Source organism: Bartonella sp. ML70XJBT.G, from assembly GCF_028618575.1.
Taxonomy (GTDB): Bacteria; Pseudomonadota; Alphaproteobacteria; order Rhizobiales; family Rhizobiaceae; genus Bartonella.
The window spans coordinates 1-23920 of the sequence record NZ_JAQITA010000008.1 but is presented as its reverse complement, the minus strand read 5'-3'; the positions used below and the strand labels follow the sequence as shown (position 1 = coordinate 23920).

Annotated in this window: 31 protein-coding genes, 1 tRNA gene and 1 pseudogene; 17 read left to right on the top strand and 16 right to left on the bottom strand. The window is 35.5% G+C overall.

The genetic code is table 11. The features are described 5' to 3' along the window. Positions 1 to 228: 228 nt before the first annotated feature. The gene (locus PVV64_RS04990) at positions 229 to 1065 is read right to left on the bottom strand and encodes a peptidoglycan-binding protein (RefSeq protein ID WP_273760032.1); all 837 of its coding nucleotides are present in this window, start codon (positions 1063 to 1065) and stop codon (positions 229 to 231) included. Positions 1066 to 2002: 937 nt separating this feature from the next. Here PVV64_RS04990 and PVV64_RS04985 point away from each other — a divergent pair. Together PVV64_RS04985 and PVV64_RS04980 are read left to right on the top strand one after the other, a co-directional pair. Continuing rightward, positions 2003 to 2380: a DUF5330 domain-containing protein gene (locus tag PVV64_RS04985; RefSeq protein ID WP_273760031.1), complete on the top strand. Its 378-nt coding sequence runs from the start codon at positions 2003 to 2005 to the stop codon at positions 2378 to 2380. Between the two features lie 117 nt (positions 2381 to 2497). After that, positions 2498 to 2908 (top strand): SufE family protein, encoded by a 411-nt coding sequence (locus PVV64_RS04980; RefSeq protein ID WP_273760030.1) that lies wholly within the window; start codon positions 2498 to 2500, stop codon positions 2906 to 2908. A gap of 99 nt (positions 2909 to 3007) precedes the next feature. Here PVV64_RS04980 and PVV64_RS04975 read toward each other — a convergent pair whose 3' ends face one another. Continuing rightward, a complete protein-coding gene (locus tag PVV64_RS04975; protein WP_273760029.1) occupies positions 3008 to 3445 on the bottom strand; it encodes a MucR family transcriptional regulator in 438 nt (145 codons plus the stop codon). An 813-nt stretch (positions 3446 to 4258) separates the two neighbouring features. Between PVV64_RS04975 and PVV64_RS04970 the strand changes: the two genes are divergently transcribed. Continuing rightward, on the top strand, positions 4259 to 6355 hold the full coding sequence (locus tag PVV64_RS04970) for a S9 family peptidase (protein WP_273760028.1): 2097 nt from the start codon (positions 4259 to 4261) through the stop codon (positions 6353 to 6355). A gap of 71 nt (positions 6356 to 6426) precedes the next feature. Here PVV64_RS04970 and PVV64_RS04965 read toward each other — a convergent pair whose 3' ends face one another. After that, entirely contained in the window at positions 6427 to 7029 is a 603-nt protein-coding gene (locus PVV64_RS04965) for a superoxide dismutase (protein ID WP_273760027.1), read from the bottom strand. A 1010-nt stretch (positions 7030 to 8039) separates the two neighbouring features. On the opposite strand from PVV64_RS04965, the gene PVV64_RS04960 reads away from it, so the two are divergent. The 3 genes from PVV64_RS04960 to PVV64_RS04950 all read left to right on the top strand — a co-directional run bounded on the left by PVV64_RS04960 (position 8040) and on the right by PVV64_RS04950 (position 8913). After that, a tRNA-Gln gene (locus PVV64_RS04960) sits at positions 8040 to 8114 on the top strand. A 199-nt stretch (positions 8115 to 8313) separates the two neighbouring features. After that, a complete protein-coding gene (locus PVV64_RS04955; protein ID WP_273760026.1) occupies positions 8314 to 8595 on the top strand; it encodes a type II toxin-antitoxin system RelE/ParE family toxin in 282 nt (93 codons plus the stop codon). 18 nt (positions 8596 to 8613) lie between these two features. After that, complete coding sequence (locus PVV64_RS04950) at positions 8614 to 8913, top strand: HigA family addiction module antitoxin (RefSeq protein ID WP_273760025.1); 300 nt, start codon at positions 8614 to 8616, stop codon at positions 8911 to 8913. A gap of 56 nt (positions 8914 to 8969) precedes the next feature. Here PVV64_RS04950 and PVV64_RS04945 read toward each other — a convergent pair whose 3' ends face one another. The 8 genes from PVV64_RS04945 to PVV64_RS04910 form a co-directional block, all read right to left on the bottom strand. Then, positions 8970 to 10007 (bottom strand): tyrosine-type recombinase/integrase, encoded by a 1038-nt coding sequence (locus tag PVV64_RS04945; RefSeq protein ID WP_273760024.1) that lies wholly within the window; start codon positions 10005 to 10007, stop codon positions 8970 to 8972. 2 nt (positions 10008 to 10009) lie between these two features. Next, positions 10010 to 10261 carry a hypothetical protein gene (locus PVV64_RS04940; protein WP_273760023.1) on the bottom strand — a complete coding sequence of 84 codons (252 nt, stop codon included), beginning with the start codon at positions 10259 to 10261 and terminating at the stop codon, positions 10010 to 10012. Between the two features lie 109 nt (positions 10262 to 10370). After that, entirely contained in the window at positions 10371 to 10994 is a 624-nt protein-coding gene (locus PVV64_RS04935) for a lambda exonuclease family protein (protein WP_273760022.1), read from the bottom strand. 1 nt (position 10995) lies between these two features. Next, on the bottom strand, positions 10996 to 11844 hold the full coding sequence (locus PVV64_RS04930; protein ID WP_273760021.1) for an ERF family protein: 849 nt from the start codon (positions 11842 to 11844) through the stop codon (positions 10996 to 10998). A gap of 77 nt (positions 11845 to 11921) precedes the next feature. Continuing rightward, positions 11922 to 12293, bottom strand: a complete 372-nt coding sequence (locus PVV64_RS04925; RefSeq protein ID WP_273760020.1) for a hypothetical protein — start codon at positions 12291 to 12293, stop codon at positions 11922 to 11924. A gap of 10 nt (positions 12294 to 12303) precedes the next feature. Beyond that, positions 12304 to 12996 carry a hypothetical protein gene (locus PVV64_RS04920; RefSeq protein WP_273760019.1) on the bottom strand — a complete coding sequence of 231 codons (693 nt, stop codon included), beginning with the start codon at positions 12994 to 12996 and terminating at the stop codon, positions 12304 to 12306. An 87-nt stretch (positions 12997 to 13083) separates the two neighbouring features. Then, positions 13084 to 13500 carry a hypothetical protein gene (locus PVV64_RS04915; protein WP_273760017.1) on the bottom strand — a complete coding sequence of 139 codons (417 nt, stop codon included), beginning with the start codon at positions 13498 to 13500 and terminating at the stop codon, positions 13084 to 13086. Between the two features lie 210 nt (positions 13501 to 13710). Beyond that, positions 13711 to 14328: a S24 family peptidase gene (locus tag PVV64_RS04910; protein WP_273721907.1), complete on the bottom strand. Its 618-nt coding sequence runs from the start codon at positions 14326 to 14328 to the stop codon at positions 13711 to 13713. Positions 14329 to 14810: 482 nt separating this feature from the next. On the opposite strand from PVV64_RS04910, the gene PVV64_RS04905 reads away from it, so the two are divergent. The 4 genes from PVV64_RS04905 (at position 14811) to PVV64_RS04890 (ending at position 17290) form a co-directional block, all read left to right on the top strand. Then, positions 14811 to 15287, top strand: coding sequence for a crossover junction endodeoxyribonuclease RuvC (locus PVV64_RS04905; RefSeq protein ID WP_273760016.1), 477 nt, complete (start codon positions 14811 to 14813; stop codon positions 15285 to 15287). Next, the gene (locus PVV64_RS04900) at positions 15280 to 16419 is read left to right on the top strand and encodes a YdaU family protein (RefSeq protein ID WP_273760015.1); all 1140 of its coding nucleotides are present in this window, start codon (positions 15280 to 15282) and stop codon (positions 16417 to 16419) included. The genes PVV64_RS04905 and PVV64_RS04900 overlap by 8 nt, the downstream gene beginning before the upstream one ends. Next, entirely contained in the window at positions 16403 to 16783 is a 381-nt protein-coding gene (locus PVV64_RS04895; RefSeq protein WP_273760014.1) for a hypothetical protein, read from the top strand. The genes PVV64_RS04900 and PVV64_RS04895 overlap by 17 nt, the downstream gene beginning before the upstream one ends. Positions 16784 to 16963: 180 nt before the next feature. Then, entirely contained in the window at positions 16964 to 17290 is a 327-nt protein-coding gene (locus PVV64_RS04890; protein WP_273760013.1) for a hypothetical protein, read from the top strand. 34 nt (positions 17291 to 17324) lie between these two features. On the opposite strand, the gene PVV64_RS04885 is transcribed toward PVV64_RS04890, so the two are convergent. Together PVV64_RS04885 and PVV64_RS04880 are read right to left on the bottom strand one after the other, a co-directional pair. After that, positions 17325 to 17624 carry a HigA family addiction module antitoxin gene (locus PVV64_RS04885; protein WP_273719272.1) on the bottom strand — a complete coding sequence of 100 codons (300 nt, stop codon included), beginning with the start codon at positions 17622 to 17624 and terminating at the stop codon, positions 17325 to 17327. A gap of 16 nt (positions 17625 to 17640) precedes the next feature. After that, positions 17641 to 17922, bottom strand: a complete 282-nt coding sequence (locus PVV64_RS04880) for a type II toxin-antitoxin system RelE/ParE family toxin (protein ID WP_273719271.1) — start codon at positions 17920 to 17922, stop codon at positions 17641 to 17643. A gap of 190 nt (positions 17923 to 18112) precedes the next feature. Here PVV64_RS04880 and ssb point away from each other — a divergent pair, with 190 nt between their 5' ends. The 6 genes from ssb (at position 18113) to PVV64_RS10505 (ending at position 20307) form a co-directional block, all read left to right on the top strand. Beyond that, positions 18113 to 18556, top strand: coding sequence for a single-stranded DNA-binding protein (gene ssb, locus PVV64_RS04875; RefSeq protein ID WP_273760012.1), 444 nt, complete (start codon positions 18113 to 18115; stop codon positions 18554 to 18556). A 48-nt stretch (positions 18557 to 18604) separates the two neighbouring features. After that, positions 18605 to 19099, top strand: a complete 495-nt coding sequence (locus PVV64_RS04870) for a hypothetical protein (protein WP_273760011.1) — start codon at positions 18605 to 18607, stop codon at positions 19097 to 19099. Between the two features lie 94 nt (positions 19100 to 19193). Beyond that, positions 19194 to 19451: an AbrB/MazE/SpoVT family DNA-binding domain-containing protein gene (locus PVV64_RS04865; RefSeq protein WP_273754509.1), complete on the top strand. Its 258-nt coding sequence runs from the start codon at positions 19194 to 19196 to the stop codon at positions 19449 to 19451. Next, positions 19451 to 19783, top strand: coding sequence for a type II toxin-antitoxin system PemK/MazF family toxin (locus tag PVV64_RS04860; protein ID WP_208441671.1), 333 nt, complete (start codon positions 19451 to 19453; stop codon positions 19781 to 19783). The genes PVV64_RS04865 and PVV64_RS04860 overlap by 1 nt, the downstream gene beginning before the upstream one ends. Before the next feature lie 84 nt (positions 19784 to 19867). Continuing rightward, the gene (locus PVV64_RS04855) at positions 19868 to 20095 is read left to right on the top strand and encodes a DUF6290 family protein (RefSeq protein WP_273722081.1); all 228 of its coding nucleotides are present in this window, start codon (positions 19868 to 19870) and stop codon (positions 20093 to 20095) included. Positions 20096 to 20097: 2 nt separating this feature from the next. Beyond that, on the top strand, positions 20098 to 20307 hold the full coding sequence (locus PVV64_RS10505) for a type II toxin-antitoxin system RelE/ParE family toxin (protein WP_273760010.1): 210 nt from the start codon (positions 20098 to 20100) through the stop codon (positions 20305 to 20307). A gap of 70 nt (positions 20308 to 20377) precedes the next feature. Here the strand turns inward: PVV64_RS10505 and PVV64_RS04845 are convergent, their stop codons facing one another. Both PVV64_RS04845 and PVV64_RS04840 read right to left on the bottom strand, forming a co-directional pair. Further along, a complete protein-coding gene (locus PVV64_RS04845) occupies positions 20378 to 20812 on the bottom strand; it encodes a hypothetical protein (RefSeq protein WP_273760009.1) in 435 nt (144 codons plus the stop codon). 72 nt (positions 20813 to 20884) lie between these two features. Next, positions 20885 to 21358, bottom strand: a complete 474-nt coding sequence (locus PVV64_RS04840) for a hypothetical protein (RefSeq protein ID WP_273760008.1) — start codon at positions 21356 to 21358, stop codon at positions 20885 to 20887. Positions 21359 to 21665: 307 nt separating this feature from the next. On the opposite strand from PVV64_RS04840, the pseudogene PVV64_RS04835 reads away from it, so the two are divergent. After that, a pseudogene (locus tag PVV64_RS04835) lies at positions 21666 to 21848 on the top strand (hypothetical protein); the annotation flags it as partial. Between the two features lie 1406 nt (positions 21849 to 23254). Here PVV64_RS04835 and PVV64_RS04830 read toward each other — a convergent pair. Continuing rightward, positions 23255 to 23920, bottom strand: a 666-nt coding sequence (locus PVV64_RS04830; RefSeq protein WP_273760007.1) for a hypothetical protein, incomplete at its 5' end; no start/stop codon positions are given.

The window sequence follows — 23920 nt, the reverse complement described above, 5'->3', positions numbered from 1 at the left end:
GACGGTATCTTTACAAATCAATATTTTAACTTAGATATGGAGCATAAATTGTATCTAGCCTGCATTTCTTTCTCTAAAAAAGTGGAAGTTTTAGGAGAGACTACGAGTTGTGTATGTATGGGAAAAAGGAAAGCATGACTTTGATAAAATTCTGAGAGCAAGCATAGGATAAAATCATACAATATTACCATATTTTCAGTATTTGCTTTACAAGATAAATGTTTACCTTCAATGCAACAAACCAACTTCGCGCATTTTTATCAAAACGATTTGATCAATTTTCCCTGTTATAGGAAGATCGAACATTTTTTGAAATTGTTCTAAGGCTTCTTTCGTTTTTTGATCTTCTATACCTGTGGCAACAACTTCCCTGTTACCGAAAATACGTAAAGCTTTTTGCACTTGTATAATATCTTCCACAAGAGGCTCTAAAACAGTTTTTTTTGAGTGCGGAATATTTTTTGTTTCATTGTCCATTTCCATTTCGCTTTGTTGAATTAATATCGCAATTTCATCTGTTGTAGAGTTGGATAAAAGATTACTTGGCAGTTTCTGAGCCGATTGTTGTTTCCATAATGCTATGGCACGACGTGTTTTAGGACCTTCTAGTCCATCTAAAGGACCATCATAAAGTCCTAGCTTTACTAACGTCTTTTGTAATTTTAGTATGTTTTCTGATGTAGAATGCGAAGATGAACTTTTGCGGAGGTCGTTTGGAGACGCTACAGAAATAACACGAGAACCTGCATAAAGGTTTGTTTCTTTTTCAGACAAAATAGACTTTTTCTCTATCTTTTGAACATAGGGGAATTTCATTTTAGTGAAGATATCTTGATGCATTGCCATTTGCAAAAATAAAGCATTAAATGAAACAAAGCCAAAACTAATGATAAAAAGAAAAGCTCCAATGAAAAACAAAGTATTTTTTCGTGTATAAAAATAAAATGTTTTTACTATCCAAAAAAGAAAACGACCGCTGATAAGAAAAAGGGTTATAATAAAACTACTATAGTGTTTACGCTTTTTCACATTTTTTATTCTGTGCGTCTTTCGTTTTTTTGTCATTATTTTTATTTTTATTCCAATTGTGATTGTTTCCTACGGAGCAACAAATGTAAATTACTCTCATGTTATGAGAGGAGATTACATCTCTATCGTTGTTTCTTCCTTACAAATTATGAAAATGAGTAAAATTATCCTTTAAATGTACTAGCTGACAAATTAACTGTAGCCCTCATCCAATTTTCTTAAAGTTTATATTCTCTAGCATTTTTAGTATGCATAACAAGGACTTCTCCTTAAGCGATGTCACTTTTTATACGCATAAATCATATCATTACATCGTGTATCAAACGAAAAGCTGCTCCGTCATTTCCTCATTTTTCTTGTGCAATATATTAATATGGGGCAACATTGAAATCGAATAAAAACACATTTTCTTATCACCCTGTAGAGCTCATAGCAGTGTGTATCCTTTCCAAATATCTCATATGTACAGGAAGGGTATATTTGAGTGGTGTTATGCACATAATTTCCCAACTTTATATATGTTTGAGTCTAAATCCTCCTATAAACATTTTATAAATTTTAACAAAAGTAATTTTAAAAATATCTGTAAGAGAATAAGCTAGCAGCTTAATCTTTATAATTTGATAACTGCACTTTCTTATAAAACAAAAAATGGCAACATATTTTGTACAGTATCGTCTCTCTCACCTATTATCTGGTTATCACAACATAGTTTTCCTGCCGCATTTGTCTTCATTATATATCATGGAAGTGTAAAATCCCTATTTTCAACGCTTTTTTTGATTGTGCAATTTTGACGTTAATTTTTATATAAAAAGAGAATGCTTCTTAATTATTGTACATCCACATCATGAATCCTGTAAATTTTCTTAACAAATGGTCGATTTCATAAAATGCTTATTTTATAAATTTTTTATAAAGAAGAAGAATATAGACTGCTATTTCGTTTACATTTACGGTACATTGGTTGCCTATGATACGTTTTTTGATAAAATTATTATTATTTTTGTTTGCTGTTTTTGTCATCATTTCATTTTTTGTAGCAAAGCCGAGCAATAACCATTCCTCTACGCAAAGAAATAGCGAGACAACAACAAGTGAGGTGGTTATTGCTTTTAAGGAAGCTTTGAAGGATTTAGGAAAATTCTGTGATCGTAATATAGAAGCTTGCAAAGTTGGAAAGTCGTTTTTAAGTTCACTTGGCGAACGCGCCTATTATGGTGCGAGAGCAACTTACGAATATTTAGGGGGGGTACTGGATAACAAGGATAAAATAGCTCCTTCAGATATGACTCCTAAGACAGAAACATGGGAGCCTACGCAAAAACACCCGCCCCAAGCACTCCCTTGAAATACAAACTTTCAATCTTTACCCTTGCTGTTATGCTAAGAAGAATAAGTACTTATGAGCATATCCATCAAGCAATTGCATTTAATAGGATTATCGAGACAAGATAGGACTGAGATTATGACAGATACGATCGATGATATTATAGAAAATTTTTCTCTCTTGGATAGTTGGGAAGATCGTTATCGTTATGTGATTGAACTTGGCTATGGATTACCGCCTTTTCCTGAAAGTGCCCGAAACGATGCGCATAAAGTATCTGGTTGTGTGAGCCGAGTATGGCTTTTGTCTTCACGTAATAATTCAGAAAATCCAATAATAACGTTTCAAGGTGATTCTGATGCGCATATTGTACGCGGACTTATCTATATTCTTCTTGCCTTCTATTCAGGGAAAAAAGCCTCCGAAATTCGCGAGGCTGATGCTGAAGGACTCTTTGAAACACTTGGTTTAAATGAAAATCTTACACCACAACGATCAAATGGACTTAAATCGATGATTGAACGAATTCGTAATGAAAGTTATGTATAAAAAACATCTCGTAGCAAACCCATGCAAAAATTCTCATAGAAAAAATATCTGATAAAAAACTTTATGTACCAGAGTCATCCACTTTTTTGTAAAGCACACTTACTTGTTTTTTTTCCGTTTACTTTTGCGCCCAAGTCCCATTTCTTTTGCTAAAGCTGAGCGTGCTTTTGCATAATTAGGTGCCACCATAGGATAAGAACTGTCCAACTGCCACTTTTCACGATATTCCTCTGGTAACATTCCATAATGTGTCATGAGGTGACGTTTTAAAGATTTAAACTTTTTCCCATCCTCAAGGCAAATAAGATAATCTGGAAAGATCGAACGTTTTGGGTTAACGGCAGGTCTTTGCTTTTCAACTTCAGTTTCTATGAGATCTGCATTCCCCGCTTTACGAAAAGCGGCATGAACATCAGCAATCAAACTTGGCACTTCAGTCGGTCGAATAGAATTATTACTCACGTAGGCAGCAACAATATCAGCAACTAATGTAATAACTAAATTGCTTTCAGTCTCTAAGACTGGACGATGTTCCATTCTTGTTTCCTTTAATTTAAAATCGAGTAATTAAAAATCGAGATACAGCACATATACTCATGATATAGAGATCTCATGCACACAGGCTTCATATTGTACAAAAATCTTTTTTGTCAATTCAATTATTCTATAAAATTGCTAAAACACAAAAAAATCAAATAAATACCTCTTTTTAGTCATAATCTTCAATAAGAAGAGCGAATAACGCACCTGTTAGAATATAGATTTATTCTACAAAATTTTACGTATAAAATAAAATATATCATAACAATAGAAATATATAGCACAAAGTTATGTATTTGACAGAGTTTAAATAAATAAAAATACTAAAATATAACTTTATTTTAGTATTTTTAAATTATAAATATATAAATTATTATTTATTTTATAGAATTATAATTACCTTTCATAAAGATTAGACTATGGATATAAAAAGTAAATTAAAAAATTTTTAAAATTCAAAAATAAACTAAAGAAAATGAAGGGGCACATGTTAGCATAATATAGAAATATCTTTTTCTTTTTAGGTTATAATACTAATGTTTTATATATCTTAAAGCCAGTTTCATTATTTAAAGAAAAATTCAATTCTGCTACTAAATAGCCTTATTTTCTCTAGTTTTTACATTTCTGTACCAGTGTCATGCTCTTCATAGAAGAGGATCTTGCTGACATATAATAACGGAAATATATAATGTCATTGTGGAAATTGTTGCAGCTATAAGCGGGAGTTATGCAAGTACACACTTGCATAAATAATATGATTCTAACATATAGACGAAATCCTCAATATCTTTTAACATAGGATTATATATGACTGGCTCTTTTGTATTTCCTCCCAAAGCATCCAAAATTATTTATAAAGAAATGCATCACGGTATTTGTCGTGATGACCCCTATCATTGGTTACGCGCATCTAATTGGCAAGATGTTTTTAAAAACCCTAATTGTCTTGATGCAAATATTCGACTTCATCTTGAAAAGGAAAATGCTTATCAGGCTGCTCAAATGTCTGATACAAAGCCATTACAAAATTTACTTTTTACTGAAATGAAAAATCGTATTCAAGAGAATGATAGTTCAGTTCCCATAAAAAATGGGCCTTTTGCTTATGGATTCTCTTATGTTACTGGAGGTCAACAACCACATTATTTTCGGACACCAAGGAATGGTGGAGAAAAAAATATTTATCTCAATGGTGATATTTTGGCTGAAGGTAAAGAATATTTTCACTTTGGTTCAGTTCAAGAATCTCCTGATCATAAATATGTTGTATGGACCTATGATGACAAAGGATCAGAATTCTACACAGCTAAAATTCGTAATTTTGAAACATTGTCCGACCATATGGATATAATTACGGACACATCCGGCCAGATTGTATGGGATGCTAAATCTGAAGGTTTTTTCTATACGAAGATGGATGAAAACCATCGACCTTCAGAGCTTTATTATCACCGATTGAACACCAACCAATCGCAAGATAAACTCATTTTCCGTGAAGATAATCCAGGATTTTTTTTATATGTAAGTGGTTCGAAGCTTAATGATGTTATTTATGTTAATATTCATGATCATGAAACATCAGAGGTTTGGTTGATCCCTGCTGGAGCACCTCTTACTGCTCCCCAATGTGTAAGGAAACGACAAAAAGGTATAGAATATTCACTGACAGAAGGTGGTGATGTCTTTTATATTTTAACCAACCTAGACGACGCAAAAGATTTCAAGATTATGGTGGCACCAGCTATATCTCCACAATCAGAGAATTGGTCTGAACTTATTTCACATCAGCTTGGGTGCCTTATATTATCCCATGATGCCTATCAGGATTTTTTTATCTGGCTCGAACGTTTTGAGGGGCTGCCTCGTATAAAAGTAATGGAGCGTAACACGAAACAAATCCATTCCATTGCTTTTGCTGAAGAGGCTTATTCTTTAGGTCTACAAGGTGCTGCAGAATATAACAGTCAAACCATTCGCTTTTCTTATTCATCCATGACAACACCTGATCAAGTATTTGATTATGAGTTAAAAAATCGCAAACAAGTGCTTTTAAAAACACAAATAATTCCCTCTGGGCATAATAAAGATGAGTATGAAACACGACGTATTACAGCAATAGCAGATGATGGCGAGAAAATACCTATTTCTCTTTTATATCACAAAACCACTGCTCTTGATGGTAATGCTCCCTGTCTACTTTACGGTTATGGTGCCTATGGAATTTCTATTCCTGCCAGTTTTAATAGCAATATACTTTCCTTGGTTAACAGAGGTTTTATTTATGCTATTGCCCATATTCGTGGGGGAAAAGAAAAGGGATTTGAATGGTATGAGAAAGGAAAGCACTCCTTTAAATACAACACATTTACAGACTTTATTGCTTGTGGACGTTATCTTGTAAAGAATAAATTCACTTCACACGACCGCCTCATTGCTCATGGTGGTTCAGCAGGAGGGATGTTGATGGGGGCTATTGCCAATATAGCTCCACAGGATTTTGCTGGAATTGTGGCGAGTGTACCCTTTGTTGATGTTTTAACAACCATGTTAGATGCGTCATTGCCACTAACGCCTCCCGAATGGCCAGAATGGGGCAATCCTCTTGAGTCAGAAGAGGATTATAAACTTATTGCTTCTTATTCACCCTACGATAATGTTAAAGCTCAAAAATATCCCCCTATACTCGCAATCGCGGGATTAACAGATCCTCGTGTAACCTATTGGGAGCCTGCGAAATGGGTAGCAAAATTACGAGATTTAAAAACAGACGATAATGCGATTTTATTACGCATTAATATGGATTCAGGGCATGCAGGAGCAGCTGGACGTTTTTCAAAGTTAGAAGAAATTGCATATATCTATGCATATATCTTAAAAATAGCGGAAAAAGCGATGGTTAGTTGAAACATCTTTATCTTTTTAAAAAGCTCCATAATTCTTGGATTATGGAGCTTTTAATAAAAGGAAGACGAGGTTTAAAATTCACAATCTTCATAAAGTTTTAAAACATAATCCCAATTAATGAGATGATCGACAAAAGCTTCAAGATATTTCTGGCGAGCATTGCGATAGTCAATGTAGTAGGAATGTTCCCACACATCGACACCTAGAATAGGTTGAGCATTATGAATTAAAGGATTTTCACCATTAGGTGTTTTCATAATTTCAAGTTTACTATCTTTAAAAGCAACCCACGCCCATCCAGAACCAAATTGTGCCATGCCAGCAGCTATAAAATCAGCACGAAATTTATCATAACCACCAAGATCAGCATCAATAGCTTTTGCTAACTTTTCCGGAATTTTTTGACCACCACCGCCTTTTTTCATCCAAAGCCAAAAATGGTTATGGTTGTAATATTGTGCTGCATTATTAAACAACCCAATATTTTTTCCAAAACTTTTTTTGACGATATCTTCAAGGCTTTCATTTTCTAAGCCTAACTCTTTCACAAAGTTATTGGTATTGGTAAGATAAGCAAGGTGATGCTTATCATGATGATATTCAAGCGTTTCGCGTGACATATAAGGGGAAAGGGCATCATAGTCATAAGGCAATGGGGCCAATTCAAAAGCCATTTAAAAGTCTCCTTGATTCTAATTGTTAAGCTCACTCCACAAACCTAATTTGCCATTTACAAAAACTAAAAGCAAATATTGAGTATCTATTTGTATTTTAATTTTGATAACTATTCCTTCATAAAGGTGTTTCTGAGTGTGCGTACTCGAGTAAGCAAAATAGCATTAATCTATATACGACTTTTGAAGATTTTTTTCCATCTATAACCCATAAAAAAATCCAATGATTATTTTTAACAGTGAGAGACCTCTTCATTAAGGATCGTAAAGAGGAATTGAGATAGTTATAAAACCTTGTTTTGTTATCTAAAACATTCTTCTCAGGGCGATATAAAATGTCTTCGATATTTGTAAAATTTTTGCTATTCTCTTTATAAGCTGTATAGGCACTTCTCTCATAGTGAGTTTAATAGAAACGCTTGTGATTATTTTTTGCAGAGAGTTTGTCTTTTGATTCAGACTTTAAAAGTTTTATAAGTTCAATGACACTTTCTCGTTTGCAAATATTGATGCCCAAATGCGTTTTTCTATAATCAGCTCATTGTATTTATCATGCATTATGCTGCAATGTACAGTAAGCAGAAGAAGATTACTGTACATTGAAGGACTCAAAATCGAGAATGTGATTAAGAAGGTAAAAAGCATCAACACACAGAGTTCCTCTGGCTCCTCTCTTATTAAACAGCCTAGATTTGGCTGTATCAAGAAGACATATAATTTCATGGTAATCCATAAATACCTCAGAGAAGTACAGAATTAGCATTGTTATAGCCATAAAAACTAAATAAAATAGCAAAATACGAGAAATGCAAAATAACTGATGGATTCAGAGTTATTCTTTATGTTAAAATGGTAAGCCAATGTGTTTTTTGTTATAACTTTTGCATTAACAACAAATAAGATTTCAAAACTTTATGATAAAAAAGTAAAAGCTTTGATTTTCAGATATTGCACACTCTTACAGGAATCGCTATAAGGTGCAGAAATATTTGTAAGCACATTTTTTCTTTTGGGGTATAGCCAAGCGGTAAGGCACCGGTTTTTGGTACCGGCATTCCCTGGTTCGAATCCAGGTACCCCAGCCATACTTTAATGAAATCAATGAGTTATCAGAAAGTACGGGAATTTTGATTCCGTTGATTATTTTAACTTATTTTCCACCTATCCCTAACTTTTTTATAGCTTATACCCGATCATTTTATCTAGATAACTCGATTTGCTAGCAGGGTGCTTGACTCTTATTTTTATTGATCGTATAGTCATGGTATACGATAAGGGGCGGTAATGGCAATTGTGAGTTTCAAACATAAGGGCTTAAAATTATTTTATACAACAGGTTCCACAAAAGCTATTCGACCAGATCACGTAAAAAAATTACGCGTTATCTTGACAGCTTTAACAAGCGCTACGACGCCTGAAATGTTGAGAGCACCTGCTTTTAAAATACATCCTCTTAAAGGTGAACTTACGGGATATTATTCCATATGGGTGAATGGAAATTGGCGTGTTACTTTTCGCTTTATAGGAACAGATGTAGAGCTTGTTGATTATCAAGATTACCATTGATGAAAGGAACGAAAACAAATGATGTATAACCCCGCACATCCGGGCGAAGTTCTAAAAGTAGCTTTCTTAGAAGAAATGGGGATAACAATACAAAAATTAGCTGATCATCTCCATATGACAAGAGCTTCTCTCTCAAGAGTGATTAACGGTCATGCTTCTATGAGTACCGATCTTGCAATTAAATTAGAATTAGCTGGTTTTAGTAAAGCAAAATTTTGGTTGGATATACAAACAAACTATAATTTATGGCAAACAATGCAACAGGCACAACCACCTATTTCTCCTCTTGTTTCTGATGCATCTCAAACGCCGCATTAATTTCATTCATAATTTTGACGGGGCTTTGGTTTGTTTTTTTACTGTCAACCATGTCCCTAACTTTTTTGAAGTTTTTTAATCGCTTCTATTGCTAAGCGTTTTCTATCGGCTGTTTTGGTATAAAGAGATGCCATATTATCTTCTGTCCAGCCAAAAAGCGCTTTCATTTGTGAAACTGTAGCACCGGCATTAGCAGCACGTGTTGCTGCTAATTTTCTCAATCCATGGGCTGTTTTTTTTATCCCTGATGCATTGCAAGCTTTACGAAATAGGTTGCCAAAACTTTCTTTAGTCAGTTTTTTACCTTCTTTTCCGCAAATAAATGTTTCATCTCCAATAGGTCCAATTTTAAGGGTTTCTGCAAGTTCTGGCAAAATCGGGAGAAAAACGTCTGTTTTAAATTGGCTCTTTTCTGTTTTGAGATGGATGATATTATCTTTGACATCTTTCCAACCGATACGAACGGCATCACCACGGCGCAAGCCGGTATACAAAAGAACATCAATCCAAACGCGTTCATGGGTACCGACAGACCAATGATGATAATATTTATCTATGTCTTCTTCCAACCATGGGGCGAAACCTTCTGCGTTAAAGGATTTTGGTGGTTTTATGTTAAAAGCAGGATTTCTGTTTAAAAGAGCATTATCAACCGCCCAATTAAAAAGACCATTTAAAGCCGTTAAAAAGTGTCTTGCTGCTGCGGGAGTATTGCGTCTTCTTTCTACAGCATCAAGAATATGTTGTTTTTCTATGCTTTTATAGGCGCGATCACCAATATGTTTAGAAATATTGTTGAGAATTCTATATTTAACTTTTTTCGTTGACTCTGATTGATTATGCCATTGCATGCTTTGTAAATACTGATGCAATAACCAGTCAAAAGACCCTTCCGTAAGCCTAGTGCGTTTCATTATCTTAGAAGAGCCATTTTGCACGTGCTTAAGGGCAAGTGTATAATTGTCAACAAATTCTTGTGTTCCGTAAGTTCCTTCAATGCGAAACCGTGGTCCATGACCAATACGGACATACCATATGACTTTACCATGGCGTGTACGTTCACGAACAAGATAGGGTGGACGACGCTTTGGCATGGTTAGAATTCTATGCCGTCAACAGAGGGGCAGGATGGATTTGTACTACATTCTTCTTGTTCGTTTTCAAGAGGTGGAAAATCTTCAATACTGTAAGCATTACTCCTTGTTGTTGTTGGTGTTATAGTTTTATTGATATGAATGAATAACTCTCCAGTAGGTTTTATTTCTACAACCTCTGCGCCTTGTTTTTTTGCTTCTCTTAAAGCGCGTGCAATGGCTGGTTGTGTTATGGTAGGTGGGCGGTGTGCCATGTCTATTCCCCTTAATTTAGGTGCAATTCACCCGTGTTGTGAATCACGTATTGATTAAAATGATTATGAAAGGGTGGGGGTGCTGGGAGGAGAGAGCACCCCCATAACATCAAGCGGCTTTCGTCAAAATCTTTTGCATCTCTTTTTCTATTTCTGCTAAAAAAATTTCGACCTCTTGATTGATTTGTTCGATTTGTTCTTCATCACGATTGACGCGTTTGATCTTCATTCTCAAACCAGTAGATTTGCCTACAAAGTTTGGATTATAGCTCATGAAATCACACCATTTACGTCCCGTACAAGCCATTTGAAATTGCATTTGTGCGATATATTCAGGCTTGATAGTGTCATCTATAAAAAAGCGTAAATGGTTTGGTGGTTGCGGGCATTTAACCTCTACTAAACCATCTTCATCAATAAACCCATCAGGACTTGCACCAGCCATTTGGATTGTGGGATGTTGAATGAAACCACACCTTGTGACCTCTGTATCATAAATGAATTCATATTCTCTCAAGGCATCTTCTTCATGTTCAATGCCCCATTGCATAGCCGGTGTCGTATAAGATTGGCTTATTTCCTCTGTTAATCGCTCTGTCATAAGCTTTATTTTGTAGTCTTCATATTTGCTTGTAGGCATTCCCTTGGCTGTTTTACTGAGTACGTTATAAACATTTGAAGCGGTGACTTTACCTAAACGGGCTTGAAACCATTCTGCTGTTCTTTGTTCCATTTCACACCGCCTTTTCTTGCTGTTTTGGTGCATATTCAATATCTTGGATATGAATATATTCGGCATCTTGTATAGAGGCATCTGTTTGCTCTTGTTGTGGAAGAGATTGTTCTTTTGGAGCCTTTTGTTTGTTTTGTTTATCTTTCAAAAGATGCAAAACGATTTGGGCTTGTCCCTCAGACATATCAGTAAGATTTTTGACTTTAACATAATTAAGTACCTTTGCTTCTTTTGATTGGGTTTGCACTATGAGTCTTCTGATTTCATTGATTTGCTGCGGAAAAGCCTTTTTAATAGGCGGGTTTCCATCTGTATCGTCTTCTTTGCTTGCGACATTAAGAAGCATGCCTAAGAGATATCTGCGTGCGTAGGTGATAGTGGAGCCAACCGCTTGTATGCTGTTTTTGCTCCCTGTAGCGTCAAAGGGAAATGTTCCTTGTGTTGATATTTCATGTCCCGATATATGCTTTAAAGTCATTTCCATGGTTATGCCATTTGAATCCTGTTCTTTGATACGAGAAAACAAAGCAAAACGGTATTTTGAGAGAGTAACCTTTACGACATCAATGTACTGATCAAGCTTAGCATATTGGCTATTTGTATGGGTGTTTGTAGCGTTTTTTTGTATTTCTTTATATTCCATTTGCATAGTGGAAAGATCATGGACAAAGTTTTGGCGCTCTTGTCGTTTTATCTCCTTTTCTCGCAATTCGAGAAGACTCTTGAGACGCTCCAGATCAACATCACTTTGTAAAGCTCTTTCTAAAATAAGTTCCATAGCTGTAGAGTTGGTTTTACAAGCTTTTGTTTTTTCCATTAATTCCGTTTGTGTGGTACTTTGTTCATTCATCTTGATTTCCTCCATTTAAAGCGCAACTCACCCGTGGCGTGAATCACGCATGTGTTAAAAGTTGTTTTGTTTGGTTGTTAAAAATTGAATTTCAGAGGCGGTATGATGTCATCAACTTCTAATATTAATATAAATCTACGTCCATCATTAGACTTAAGTGCAATAAAGATTTTTTCTTTAGCATTAGAAAATCGTTCTATTTCAAGTCCAGTACATCTAAATGCTTTGCCTACGTACGATGAATATGTACATTTAGGTGTGTGATTTGATATCATTTTCTTAAAATTATTTTCACCTAAAAGGTCCTTCATGACGTCTTTAGGAATTATGGTATCTACATAGGGGTCATCTTCATATCCAGAGATAGTAATACAAAGTTCTCCGAGGTTTTGAGCACTTTTCACAACTGTCTGTACACACCAAGTAGGTTTAATTTCATAGCTATACATGATTATCGCCCTACCTTAAAACGGTGTCATTTCCGGATACTTTTGTATCTCCGGTTACTTTGGCACTATCACAAACAATAGAACCACCAAAAACACGGGCATTACCAGAGACCTCTGCGCAGCCGCCAACCTTAGCTTTTTCAGAAACATGTCCGCCTTGGTGAACGCGCGCAAAGCCATAAACTTTAGCTTTTCCAAAAACACGTGCGTCATCTGAAATACATGCAAATTCAAAAACGTAAGCATCGTCAAAAATTTCTGCATTTTTTGAAATTATTGCGCTACCATCAATCTGTGCATCATGGTATATTTTGGCATTATCAGAAATATTTGCGTTATTGCAGATTTTTGCGTTCCCATAAATTTTTGCAAGAACTTGAATATGGGCATTACCAGAAACGCGTGCATTTTGAAAAACGCGTGCACCATCACTAATTTTAGCATCATTGGAGATTTTTGCATTATCATACGCTAATGCACTATCGTTGATTAGTGCATTGTCACAGACTTCAGCATTGTCAAAAACTTTGGCACTATTTCCAACCCAACATTCACCTTTATGGGATAGGTTGTCTTCTTTTTCTATATAACCGCCTATATCACCAGTCTTAATATCTCCAAAGTCTCTTAATGCTCTAATTCGGTGAAGTGTTCTTCCATTAATTTTGATTGTCTCATCAGTGAGTTCGTATTTTTTTTCCATGATTTATTTCCTTTAAGTTAGACTCCCCCTTCGCCGCTCTTGAAAAGAACGGCATTGGTTTGTTGTAATTTTTTGCAAAAGGATGCGCTATGAGAGGCGCTTTGAGTATATTGAGTAATTTGGATAGTTAGGAAGGACATCAGAAGGGCGTAAACGGTTCTGCTCTTCATAAGTGCCGTAGACTTTATCAATGTATTCTTCTTTAGCTAAGTCATCTAAAAGTTGATTGAAAGCTTCACTTTCGCGAATAAAGCTATGAATCTTAGAGTCCTCATTAAGGTGCTCTCTGTTTTCGTTTACATAGAATTCAGCGATTTCTTCAGAGATATCTTCACAACTCTTTTCAGAAGGATTTATGCGAAAGATTTGGATAGCATCATATCCCTCATCAACAATGCTTAGAATTTGGCTTGCATCAAGCGGTCCAGACTCTGCAATGTTTTGATCATCATCGTAGGTAACTAATAAAATTTCATTAGAATTTATAAGAATTGGCTTTTCCATAATTTCCCCTCCCCAACGCCTCTTGGCAATTGCTTGTGTTAATTTATGGATATATTAGTACATTATGAACGATACATAGTCAAGTACAAATTGTACTATTTTTTTTAAAAAATAAAAAAATGGCGAATCAGTACGTATCTTGAGAATCAATACCCCGCCATAAGCCGTTGATAGTATCTAATTAATAACGTAAACAGAAAGCTGTACTGCTTACATATCAAGAATAGTACGTCGTACACGACCTATTATAGAGATAGCACCTTCAAGTTTTGGGGCTTTTATTGTTTTATCGTATGAAGCAGGCTGAAAAGGAGGATTATCATTGGGTCTGTATCGTTTATATGTTGCTCGGCCAGATTCATCTGCAATTACATAGCAGGCATTAGGCACAAGCTTTTTATCTTGCATATTTACAAATATTATAGAGTCTGGAGGGCTAATTTTATTCATAGATGCACCATCTACACGTAACGCAATCCATTCACCAGCAGGAAGGTTAACAGCTTCTGTCATAGGATAATCTGAAAAATCCATTATCCCATCTTGCTCACTCAATTCTCCAGCACTGATCCATGAAATAAGAGGAATATTTATATTGAGGCTAGGATTTTCTTGAGGAGATTCGCCATATAAAATCCATCCAGGATCTACATTAAATACTTGTCCATAGAGCTCGGCTTTTTGGCGCGAAACAGGACGATTTCCATTTTCGTGACTAATAAGAGTATTTTGATTAAGAGCTGGTATAGCGCGTGCCGCCTCGCTTGGTGTTGCATATCCAGCGTTTTTACGTGCTATTTTAAGTCTATCTTTTGGCAAATAAGTCATTCGTACATTATCCACTATTTTTTTCATTCATTGTGTACTATTTTACCTTGATTTAAAATTGTACGTAATGTACTATTATTACCATGGTTAATAATTTTTGTGTCAAAAATTTGATTGAATCTTGGGGATCTATACGCCGATTTGCTGAAGAAATCGGATGTAGCTATGAAGCTGCGCGTAAAATGCGTGACCGCAATAGTATTTCTCCAAAATATTGGAACATAATTATCCAAGTGTCTAAATCCAAAGGCCTATCTTGGGTTACATTAGATTGGTTTCTTCATAATTATGCGAATAAATACCATAGGGGTACTCATCTAATGACAAAATCTAAAAAAGATATGCGCCATCTAATGGAGAAGTTTAATACAGCCAATCCTACAGATAATAACGAGCACCAGCAGCACAATTTTTAAAAGCTTAATCACTATGCATGTCATCATGGCGTGCAGATAAATACGCAACAGCCTTAAGGGGGGATTATGATCACGCATGCACAAATCATTCTCTGTCTTGATCTAGGTAGCAAGACTGGCTGGGCTATATGTGGTGCTGATGGTCACATAACAAGCGATACAGAACATTTTCAATCACGCCGTTTTGAAGGCGGTGGGATGCGTTATTTACGCTTTAAGAGATGGCTTACAGACATAAAGCAGACAGCAGATGGCATTGACGCGGTGTATTTTGAAGAAGTACGCCGGCATGTGGGGACTGATGCAGCGCATGTTTACGGTGGCTTTCTAGCAACTTTAACGGCTTGGTGTGAACATCATCAGATACCGTATGAAGGCATTCCAGTTGGTACGATTAAGAAAGCGACAACGGGGAAGGGTAATGCTTCAAAAGAAGAAATGATACAGGCAATGCGTGCAAAAGGGCACGCGCCTAAAGATGATAATGAAGCAGATGCTTTAGCAATTTTATATTTAAAGAAAGAAGGGGGTGCGCATGTCTAATACAATGCCATGGATAAGATTCCATTTGTATGACTGGATAAGTGGTACAAATGGAATGACATCTGAACAACGGGGGGTTTATATAACCCTTCTCGTTTGCATGTATGAAAAACAAGAACCACTTAAAACAGACTTTCAAACACTTGCACGCATTTGTCATTGTTCGCAGAAAAAATTTGCAGCTATTGTCGAATATCTCATGAAGAATGATAAACTTATTGAGACAGATAGTGGGTTATGGAATACGCGCGTTGAAGAAGAGCTAAAAGATTTTGCTGATAAAAAAGACCACATATCACAAGTTCGTAGTGAAGCTGGTAAAAAAGGTGCGCAAGCAAAAAACGCAATAAAACAACATGTTAACAATTTTACTGAAGCAAATGACAAGCAAAACGTTTTTTTTGCTGAAGCAAACGTTAAGCAAAATCAAGCTATAAAGAATAAGAATAATATATATAAAAAAACTAAAACTATCGTTTTAGCAAAAAAAGAAATTAATTCTGAAAATTTAGAAACAAACGATTTGGTTGAAGAACCAACAGAGGTTGATACCCTCCAAAGCCAATCAGAACAAAACGCAACATCATCAGAAACCCAACCTCCCCTTCACGAGCAAGAAAACGTTCCGAAAAAAGCCAAGCAGGTTAACACTGATCGAGGTTGTCGATTGCCTGCGGATTTTGAACCCGATTATGATTTTGCACTTGCAGAGGGCTTGCCTCCAGAGCGTATCAAAATCGAGATCGCAAAGTTTCGAGATTTTTGGAAAGCCAAAGCAGGCAAGGACGCACGCAAAACCGATTGGAAAGCAACATGGCGTAACTGGGTACGCAAGGCGATTGATGATTTAGAAAAAACAAAAAACACAAACAATAATGGTGGAAACAATGGAAACTTTTCAAAAGATCAAAAAACTCGTGGTGGTACCGGAGAGGCAATCCGTAACCTTATCCGTGACGCAGGATTTAGTGAATCCGCTTCAAAACATTGCACAACAGATGGCGCAATACGTCACAAGGGAGTATCCATGGACCTTGATCAGTGGCGTGAAATTGACACCAGCTCTAGAGGAACAAGCTTTCACAACCTATCAGACAGTCCAAAACTTACTTACCTTGAAAGCGTCTGTTGAAGACATTGCAGAGGCTCTTGATGTGCTTGAAGGTGGTTTGACAATGCAAAAAGTTTCCAATGCACAAGCACGTGCAAAGGCTTATATCGCTGCTCTTAACGGCATTTCACTCTGGGCTTTGTTGCAGGCTGTTAAAAATCTTATACGTGGAGAAGCCAAAGGCATGTCAACAACCTTTGTCCCTTCATGTGCTGATCTTGTGCAGTATTGCCGTGATTTAGAAAGCGGGCTTTTTGGAGCTGCTGAGAAAGTTTTTATAGCCATTGAAAATACTCGTAACAAGGCATTGGGTGGTAAACGCATTTCATTCACGAGGATAGGTAAGCCCGATGAAGAGCATCATAACAATTCAAAAGCGGCTTAAAACAGCAAAATAGTGAAAAGTGCTGATCATTTTGGGAATAGATATGCGTTTAAATCAATAAAATGGCACCGTACAGAGCGATTTAAAGATTTTATGATGAAATCCACATCTGCAATATAAAACGCTCTGTATGATCAAATTTGAGGCAAATGGACCAATTGGTAAAGTTAGGATTAAAGAATGCCAATTTTAAAACATTTATCTTTAATAAACCGTAAACAGCCCATGCAAAAAAAGTTTGTGGCAACGGCTGTTGGATATGTTCCATGGGGAGATGGAGCAGCAGAGTATTTTTACAACCTCTACGAATATGAAGATGGCAGGAGAGAGTGTGAAAAATTTGATGGCGGTCAGTATTACACCATACCAAAGAATGCGGATTTCAGTACCAAGGCACAAGTAAAAGCATGGGTTTATGGTGGCAACTTACCTAAAAGCGTTCTCAATTACGAACCGCTCATTGATGAAATCAACAAGAAAATCAAAAAATTATCAAAAGCCATTTGATGTATTTTAAGCGAAAAATCGGTCAAGCCAAGTCTTAATTGCTAAGGAGGCTTACTTGCTCTAAAGACGAAATATCCGGTATGGGATTATTATGCCGTGCTTGCCACAGATCATGTTTTTGTTGTAATTTAAGCCAAAATTCCGCATCATTTAAACCAGCCTTTTCTAAGCGTAAAGCAAGGTTAATACTAATTGCAGCATGACAGTTTAAAACACGTGATAAAGTTAAACGTGCAACACCAAGATGATTTGCAGCCTCTGTTACTGTTAAGCCTAATTCATCAAGCAATTCTTCTTTCAAAATACCACCAGGGTGTGGGGGATTGTACATCATGATAACACCTCAAAAATTAATGGTAGTCTTGATAATCAACAAGTTCAACATCTGTTCCGATAAAGCGAAAAGTAACACGCCAATTTGCATTAACACGCATTGACCAATAGCCTTTTAAATCGCCTGTAAGCTCATGGAGACGATAGGATCTAATCGTCATTTGTTCAGGAGCAGATATCGTATCTAAAATTACCAAAATGTTAGCTAGTTTTTTAGCATGTGCAGGTTGTATTCCTTTACAAATTCCTTTTTCGAAAAATAACTTCAACCCTTTATGCTTAAAACTAACGATTGCCATAATATTACCCTTTGCTACTTGATACGATACACCATACACTTATGTCAATCGATTATTTATTAATTTGTTATGTGGAACATAATGTTATATGTTAATAAAAAATAATATCCTTTTGAAATAATTGAAAAAACAAACAAATTATGATAGGGTTTTACGTATATAAAATGCAAATCGAATGGAACTTACAAACATGTTGAATAAAGTGATACTCATTGGCTATTTAGGGGATGACCCCGAAAGCAAAACAATGATTTCTGGAGCTGAGGTGGTCAATTTTCGGTTGGCAACTTCTGAAAGCTATACAGATAAAAATACTCATCAAAAAGTAGAGAAAACAGAATGGCATTCCGTAGTGATTTTTAATCCACATTTGGCAAAAATCGCTCTTCAATACTTAAACAAAGGTTCAAAAGTTTACGTAGAAGGCAAATTACAAACCCGTAAATGGCAAGATAAAAGTGGGCATGACCGTTACACAACAGAGATTGTCTTGTCACAATATAAAGGCGAATTGCATTTACTTGATGCCAAGAAAGAGCCATCCACTTCTTCATCTGTCACTTCTCAAAGTTATGCTATCGCTTCAGGTGCTGATGATTATGGCATATCTGCGCATGACAGCATGCCATTTTGATTTAAATAGCAAAAAGAAAAAATGTAAGTTCCATAGATGAGGGGATGTATGAGAAAGCAAGATGCTGACATTTCACAAGTAAAAGTACGTCAAGATCCTGTTAATCAATTGGCAATTGAAATGCGTGCAAAGCGCTTCTGTTTGACCATAGAAGAGGCTAAAAATCCGCTTTCTGGGACTTATATTGGGCGGTTATGTTTACAAGGGGTGCTTACTCAAGATCAGTATGATGCTGCACAAAAATATCTTGAAGTAAAAAATGACTATTCGTGTGCAAAAGGTTTACCAAGCGCTGTGTATGATGAAATACCATCATCTTCTGATGAGACAGCAAGAGAAAAATGGGTTGAATTTGCAACAGAACAGTTTTCTAATATGCAAGAGGTGATAAAAGAAACACAACATCTCTATAGACAGTATAATCTTTATGCAGCGATACAATATATTGTTATAGAAGACCAAACATTACCACATCTTGTGAATTCATTGCGAATTGCTCTGAATGCTCTCCAGAAATATTTTGATCAAAAAAAGAAATGGTAAATGTTTTACGAGTATTTTTATAAAAGCATCAAAAGCTCTTGAAATAGTTTTTAAGATGTTATATTTTTATATAATATTTTAGAGAGGGTGTTTTATGCATACAACAAAATTACGTAAAGTTGGAGGGTCAGTGATGCTTTCTATACCACCTGCCTTGCTTGATGTTCTCCATCTTACTGAAAACACACAAGTAGGTTTGGCTGTTGATAATGGACAATTGATTGTAAAGCCACAAACATTTCCAAGTTACACTCTTGATGAATTATTAGCCCAATGTAATCCTTCAGATGATTTTGCGGATGAGGATATAGAGTGGTTTGATGCTCAACCTGTTGGTAGAGAGCTCTTGTGATGAAGCGGGGCGAAATTTGGCTTGTATCTCTTGATCCAACTTCGGGTTATGAACAAAAAGGGACGCGTCCTGTACTGATTGTATCACCAGAAGCGTTTAATCGTGTAACGAAAACACCCATTGTCTTACCTATTACAAGCGGAGGAAATTTTGCTAGAACAGCAGGTTTTGCTGTCTCATTAATGGGAGTAGGATTGCATACAACAGGTGTGATACGTTGTGACCAGCCACGTGCTCTTGATATTGGAGCGCGTCAGGGTAAGAAAATGGAAACAGTTCCCCCCATGGTTATGAACGAGGTTCTTGCTAAGCTCGCAACATTTCTCACGTAGTTTTTTTGCGGCATGGCGTGAAACGTTTTTCTGTACAATACGTTGTTTTTGTATTACAGTGAATACAAATATGAGGATTGCGTTATGACAATATCTATTCGTTTGCCAAGTGATCTTGAAACACGTTTGAATAATTTGGCTTCTAAGACAGGACGTACAAAGTCTTTTTATTTGCGTGAGATTATTGAACGTGGAATAGAGGAAGCAGAGGATTATTATTTAGCTTCACAAGTAAGAGAGCGCGTTCGAAGGGGAGAGGCTACTTTTTATAGCTCTGAAGAGGTGAGGAAAGAGCTTGGCTTGGACGATTAGATATGAAAAAAAAAGCTCTTAGTTTTTTAAAAAAATGCGATAAAAAAGAAGCGCGTCGGATTGTTGATTTTTTAGATCAACAGGTTGCTTTTCTTGAGGATGTGCGTGCAATAGGTAAGCCCTTAAGAGGTCAATTATCAGGTTTATGGAGGTATCGTGTGGAGATTACAGGATATTGTGTGATCTTTATGATAAAGAGCTTGTCGTGTTAGTTTTGGCTGTTGGACATAGAAAGAATATATATAAAGGTTAAGGGAAATCTTTTATAAAATACTTTGATTCTTAATCAAGGATTAAAAGGAGTAATACCGCGCAACTAATTAGAGCAGTTGTTAATAAAAAGAAATAAGCAGGAATTTTCAATTTAAAACGCCAAAGTAAGTTAATGATGATGGACATTATACTAATAAATATGAATATTCCTATTATAATGAAGAATATAGTGATGAAACCATCGAATGTTATGCGCCTCCGAGGTTTTTCATAATCAGAGACAGTGGAAAATGAAATGTTATATTGATTAATTCCACTATCTGATAAAATCTTTTCTGCTTCGTACTGCTTTTGTAAAACTTTAATTCTTTCATATAAACTTTGTTCAATATTAGCAGATTGATAATGAATAGGGAGTTCACTATTGGCGTAATCAGAAAGAAAAAGCACACTGATTACTATGACGAATAAGTAACTTATTTTTTTTGCTGATAAATAATTCATTATTTCTTTTATGGCTGGAGTTTAAGTGTATATTAAAGATTAAGGAAAAATGCTTAGTAAATATTTTGATCGTTAGACAATTTTCCAAATAAATTTGATTAACGCTATCAACGCTATAAGACAAATTAATATCAATGCTATAATCGCTACGATCCCTACAATTTCATCTAAATTTTGTATTATAGCAATAAAAATTAACACTCCTAAAAATGCTATTCCTAATACAGGATAAAATACAAAGGCTGCTGCCATAGCTGTATAGCATCCTGTTTGGAATTGGAGGGACAAGAGCTCATAAAATGCGCTGTCAATATTTTCATCTTTTAAACTTAGCTTTTCTTCTCTTGCACATGCACTTAGTATCAAAAAATACGATACAAATGCTACAAATATTGGTACGACTAATTTTTCTACTTGTTGGTCATCTAATCCGAAGGGATTAAAAGCAAGTATTATAAGACTAATTATAGCAAAGAACGGTAAAAACAAAATTAGTGTAAATCTCTTTTTAATTCTGCATAAAGCAGCTTTTTTGAAAAATAACATTAATTCCCCCCACTTTTTGCTAATCAATAACTTTGTGCGTCCATATAATTGATTCGTTTAGAAGATACAATTGTGAGTGGTTGGTTGTTAAAGATACTAGATTTAGGCAAGAAAATAAAAAAAGATACAATATCATGATTTTTTTTGTTGACATAGTGTGAATAATGGTGTTTTATAGCTGCGCTGTACTGGTCGAATTGCGTCCAAAATTACAGTAGATCGTTTCTCGTTAAACCCCTTTTATAATGATATGATTGTTTAGAGCCCTGCGTTTGCGGGGTTTTTTGTTATCTGGAGAAAATATTGGATGACAACAGAAAATACAGAGTTGACTTCGCAGCCAAAAAGAATGCCACCGAAAGCAGGGCAAGGGCGTGTCAAAGGGGTACCGAATAAGAATACACGTCTTCTTAAAGAAGCAATTATTAAAGCCGCTGAATTGGCAGGCAATAAGTATGGCAAGGAAGGGTTGATCTCTTATTTGGAAAGGTATAATACCTAAAAATACAATAAAGTCAATATGTTGCGTGTAATTATTTTATATGAATCCACTTAAGAATCCATACTTTTATGCATGATTCATTTGACCATTTTCTATAAAAGATTGGCACGTATGAATAGAGCATAAAAAGCAAATCATGATGTAAATATTATAACGCATGTGTGTATTCAAATGAAATGAAAAGCAGCTACCATTTAAACAGTTCATAAATTTTATGATACGTTTTTATCACTCAAAAATCGCATTGTTTTTAAATTTAGTCGTTTGGAATGATCGATAACATACGTTTAAAGATCACAGCTTGTTTTAACGATTGGATTGGTAATCGCATTATCAAGTATGAGATTATGATTCTTAAAATTGAGAAGCGTAAAATCTAAAAATGCTATAGCAATATTTTATTACCTATAAGAGGGTAATCGTTTGAAACTGTCATAAGCTTATAGGTTTTCATTTATAAGATTGCATAAAAAGATTTAGAGACAAGATTGATTTTATAACAGCGGTATTTTTTTACCAAGGTGCGAAATAGCAGGTATGAAATCAAAAGCCTTTTTATGACGTATGCAAGCGAGCAACAAACGTTTTAAAAGTCATCGTTAAAAAATATGAAGCCAAATGGGGGCAATCCAAATTTGGATTGAGTAATTTTAGTGACCCCAAATTTGGGGGCAGCTCTTTAAGATAAGCAAGCAAAATTCAAAACCATTGTAAAATCTAAACGCATAGGGTTTTACTCAATTTTTAGAAAAAAGCGAAATGTTTAAAGAATCTCTATTTTAAAGATAACCAGCTCAAATTTGAGCCGGCTAATTTTTAAAGAAATTAGGTTTTAATGAAAAGTAAAAATACGCTTATGGATAACCTTTTTAAATGAACGTTTAAACGTTTGAAACTGATGTTTTATAACAGCTATAAACTTAGTTATCATTTGCTCTTAAGAACGTTTCATTTACGAAAAACAAAGATCTAGATTTTACAGCAGAGCAAATCTTGAAACCCTTAAATTCTATAAAAACGTTTGTTTATTTGTCTTATGAAAGGCTGCTTTAAAAACCAACGCGCATAAATATAAAAACGGGTTTTGTTATAGACAATTTCACTTAATACACATTTGCTTTTGATTGGTTTGATAAAGCTATAAAGCGTTTATATTTTCTCTCATTCAAATGAATGCTATCAAGATGATACCCAATTATTTATGATCCTTTTGATAAGTTTTCATAAAAACAATAGAACGCTTGCAATATGATACGTTTTGTATATATGCATTTATCACTCCATTGTGGATGGTTAGAAAGCCGCGTCATATTACTTGATACGGCTTTCTTTTTGAATTCTCTCTTTTATGATGCGTTTATAGCTCTCAAAAAAGACGTCCCCCACGCCGCTCTTTATTCTGTTTTATCAACAATCTTTACGATATGATCATTTTCATAAACTTCGCAATTTTTTGGTACCAACTTTACTTTGCTTTGCTTGTTTAATTTGGCATTGCCATAGACCTTACCCCACACCTTAGTATAATCAGTTACCTTAGCATTGCCATACACAGAGCCATAGACCTCAGAAGAGCCACCAACACTAGCATTGCCATAGACCTTGCCATAAATTTTGGCACGCCCATTAACAACCGCATAATTATAAATTTTTGCATGGCTATGAATGCGAGCAAAGCCAGAAATCTTGGAACGCCCATAAACTCTTGCATAACTAAAAACCACAGCATCATAAGAAACATGAGCATGGTCATAAATATGGGCATCAGCATGAACAAAGGCGCCCCCACTCACATGGGCATTGCCATACACATTCCCATAAACATGGGCATTGCCATAGACACAAGCATTGTCATAAATATTTGCATATTGAGAGATGAAAGCCCTCCCATAGACCTCACAATCCCCATAGACTTGACCACAGATTTGAGAATAATGACGTATTTTTGCATTGTCAGAAACGCGCGCATGACCATAGGCACAAGCATCATCATATACCCAGCAATTGCCATCATGAGAGAGATTTGCTTCCTTTTCGATAAAGCCACCAAGGTCACCTTC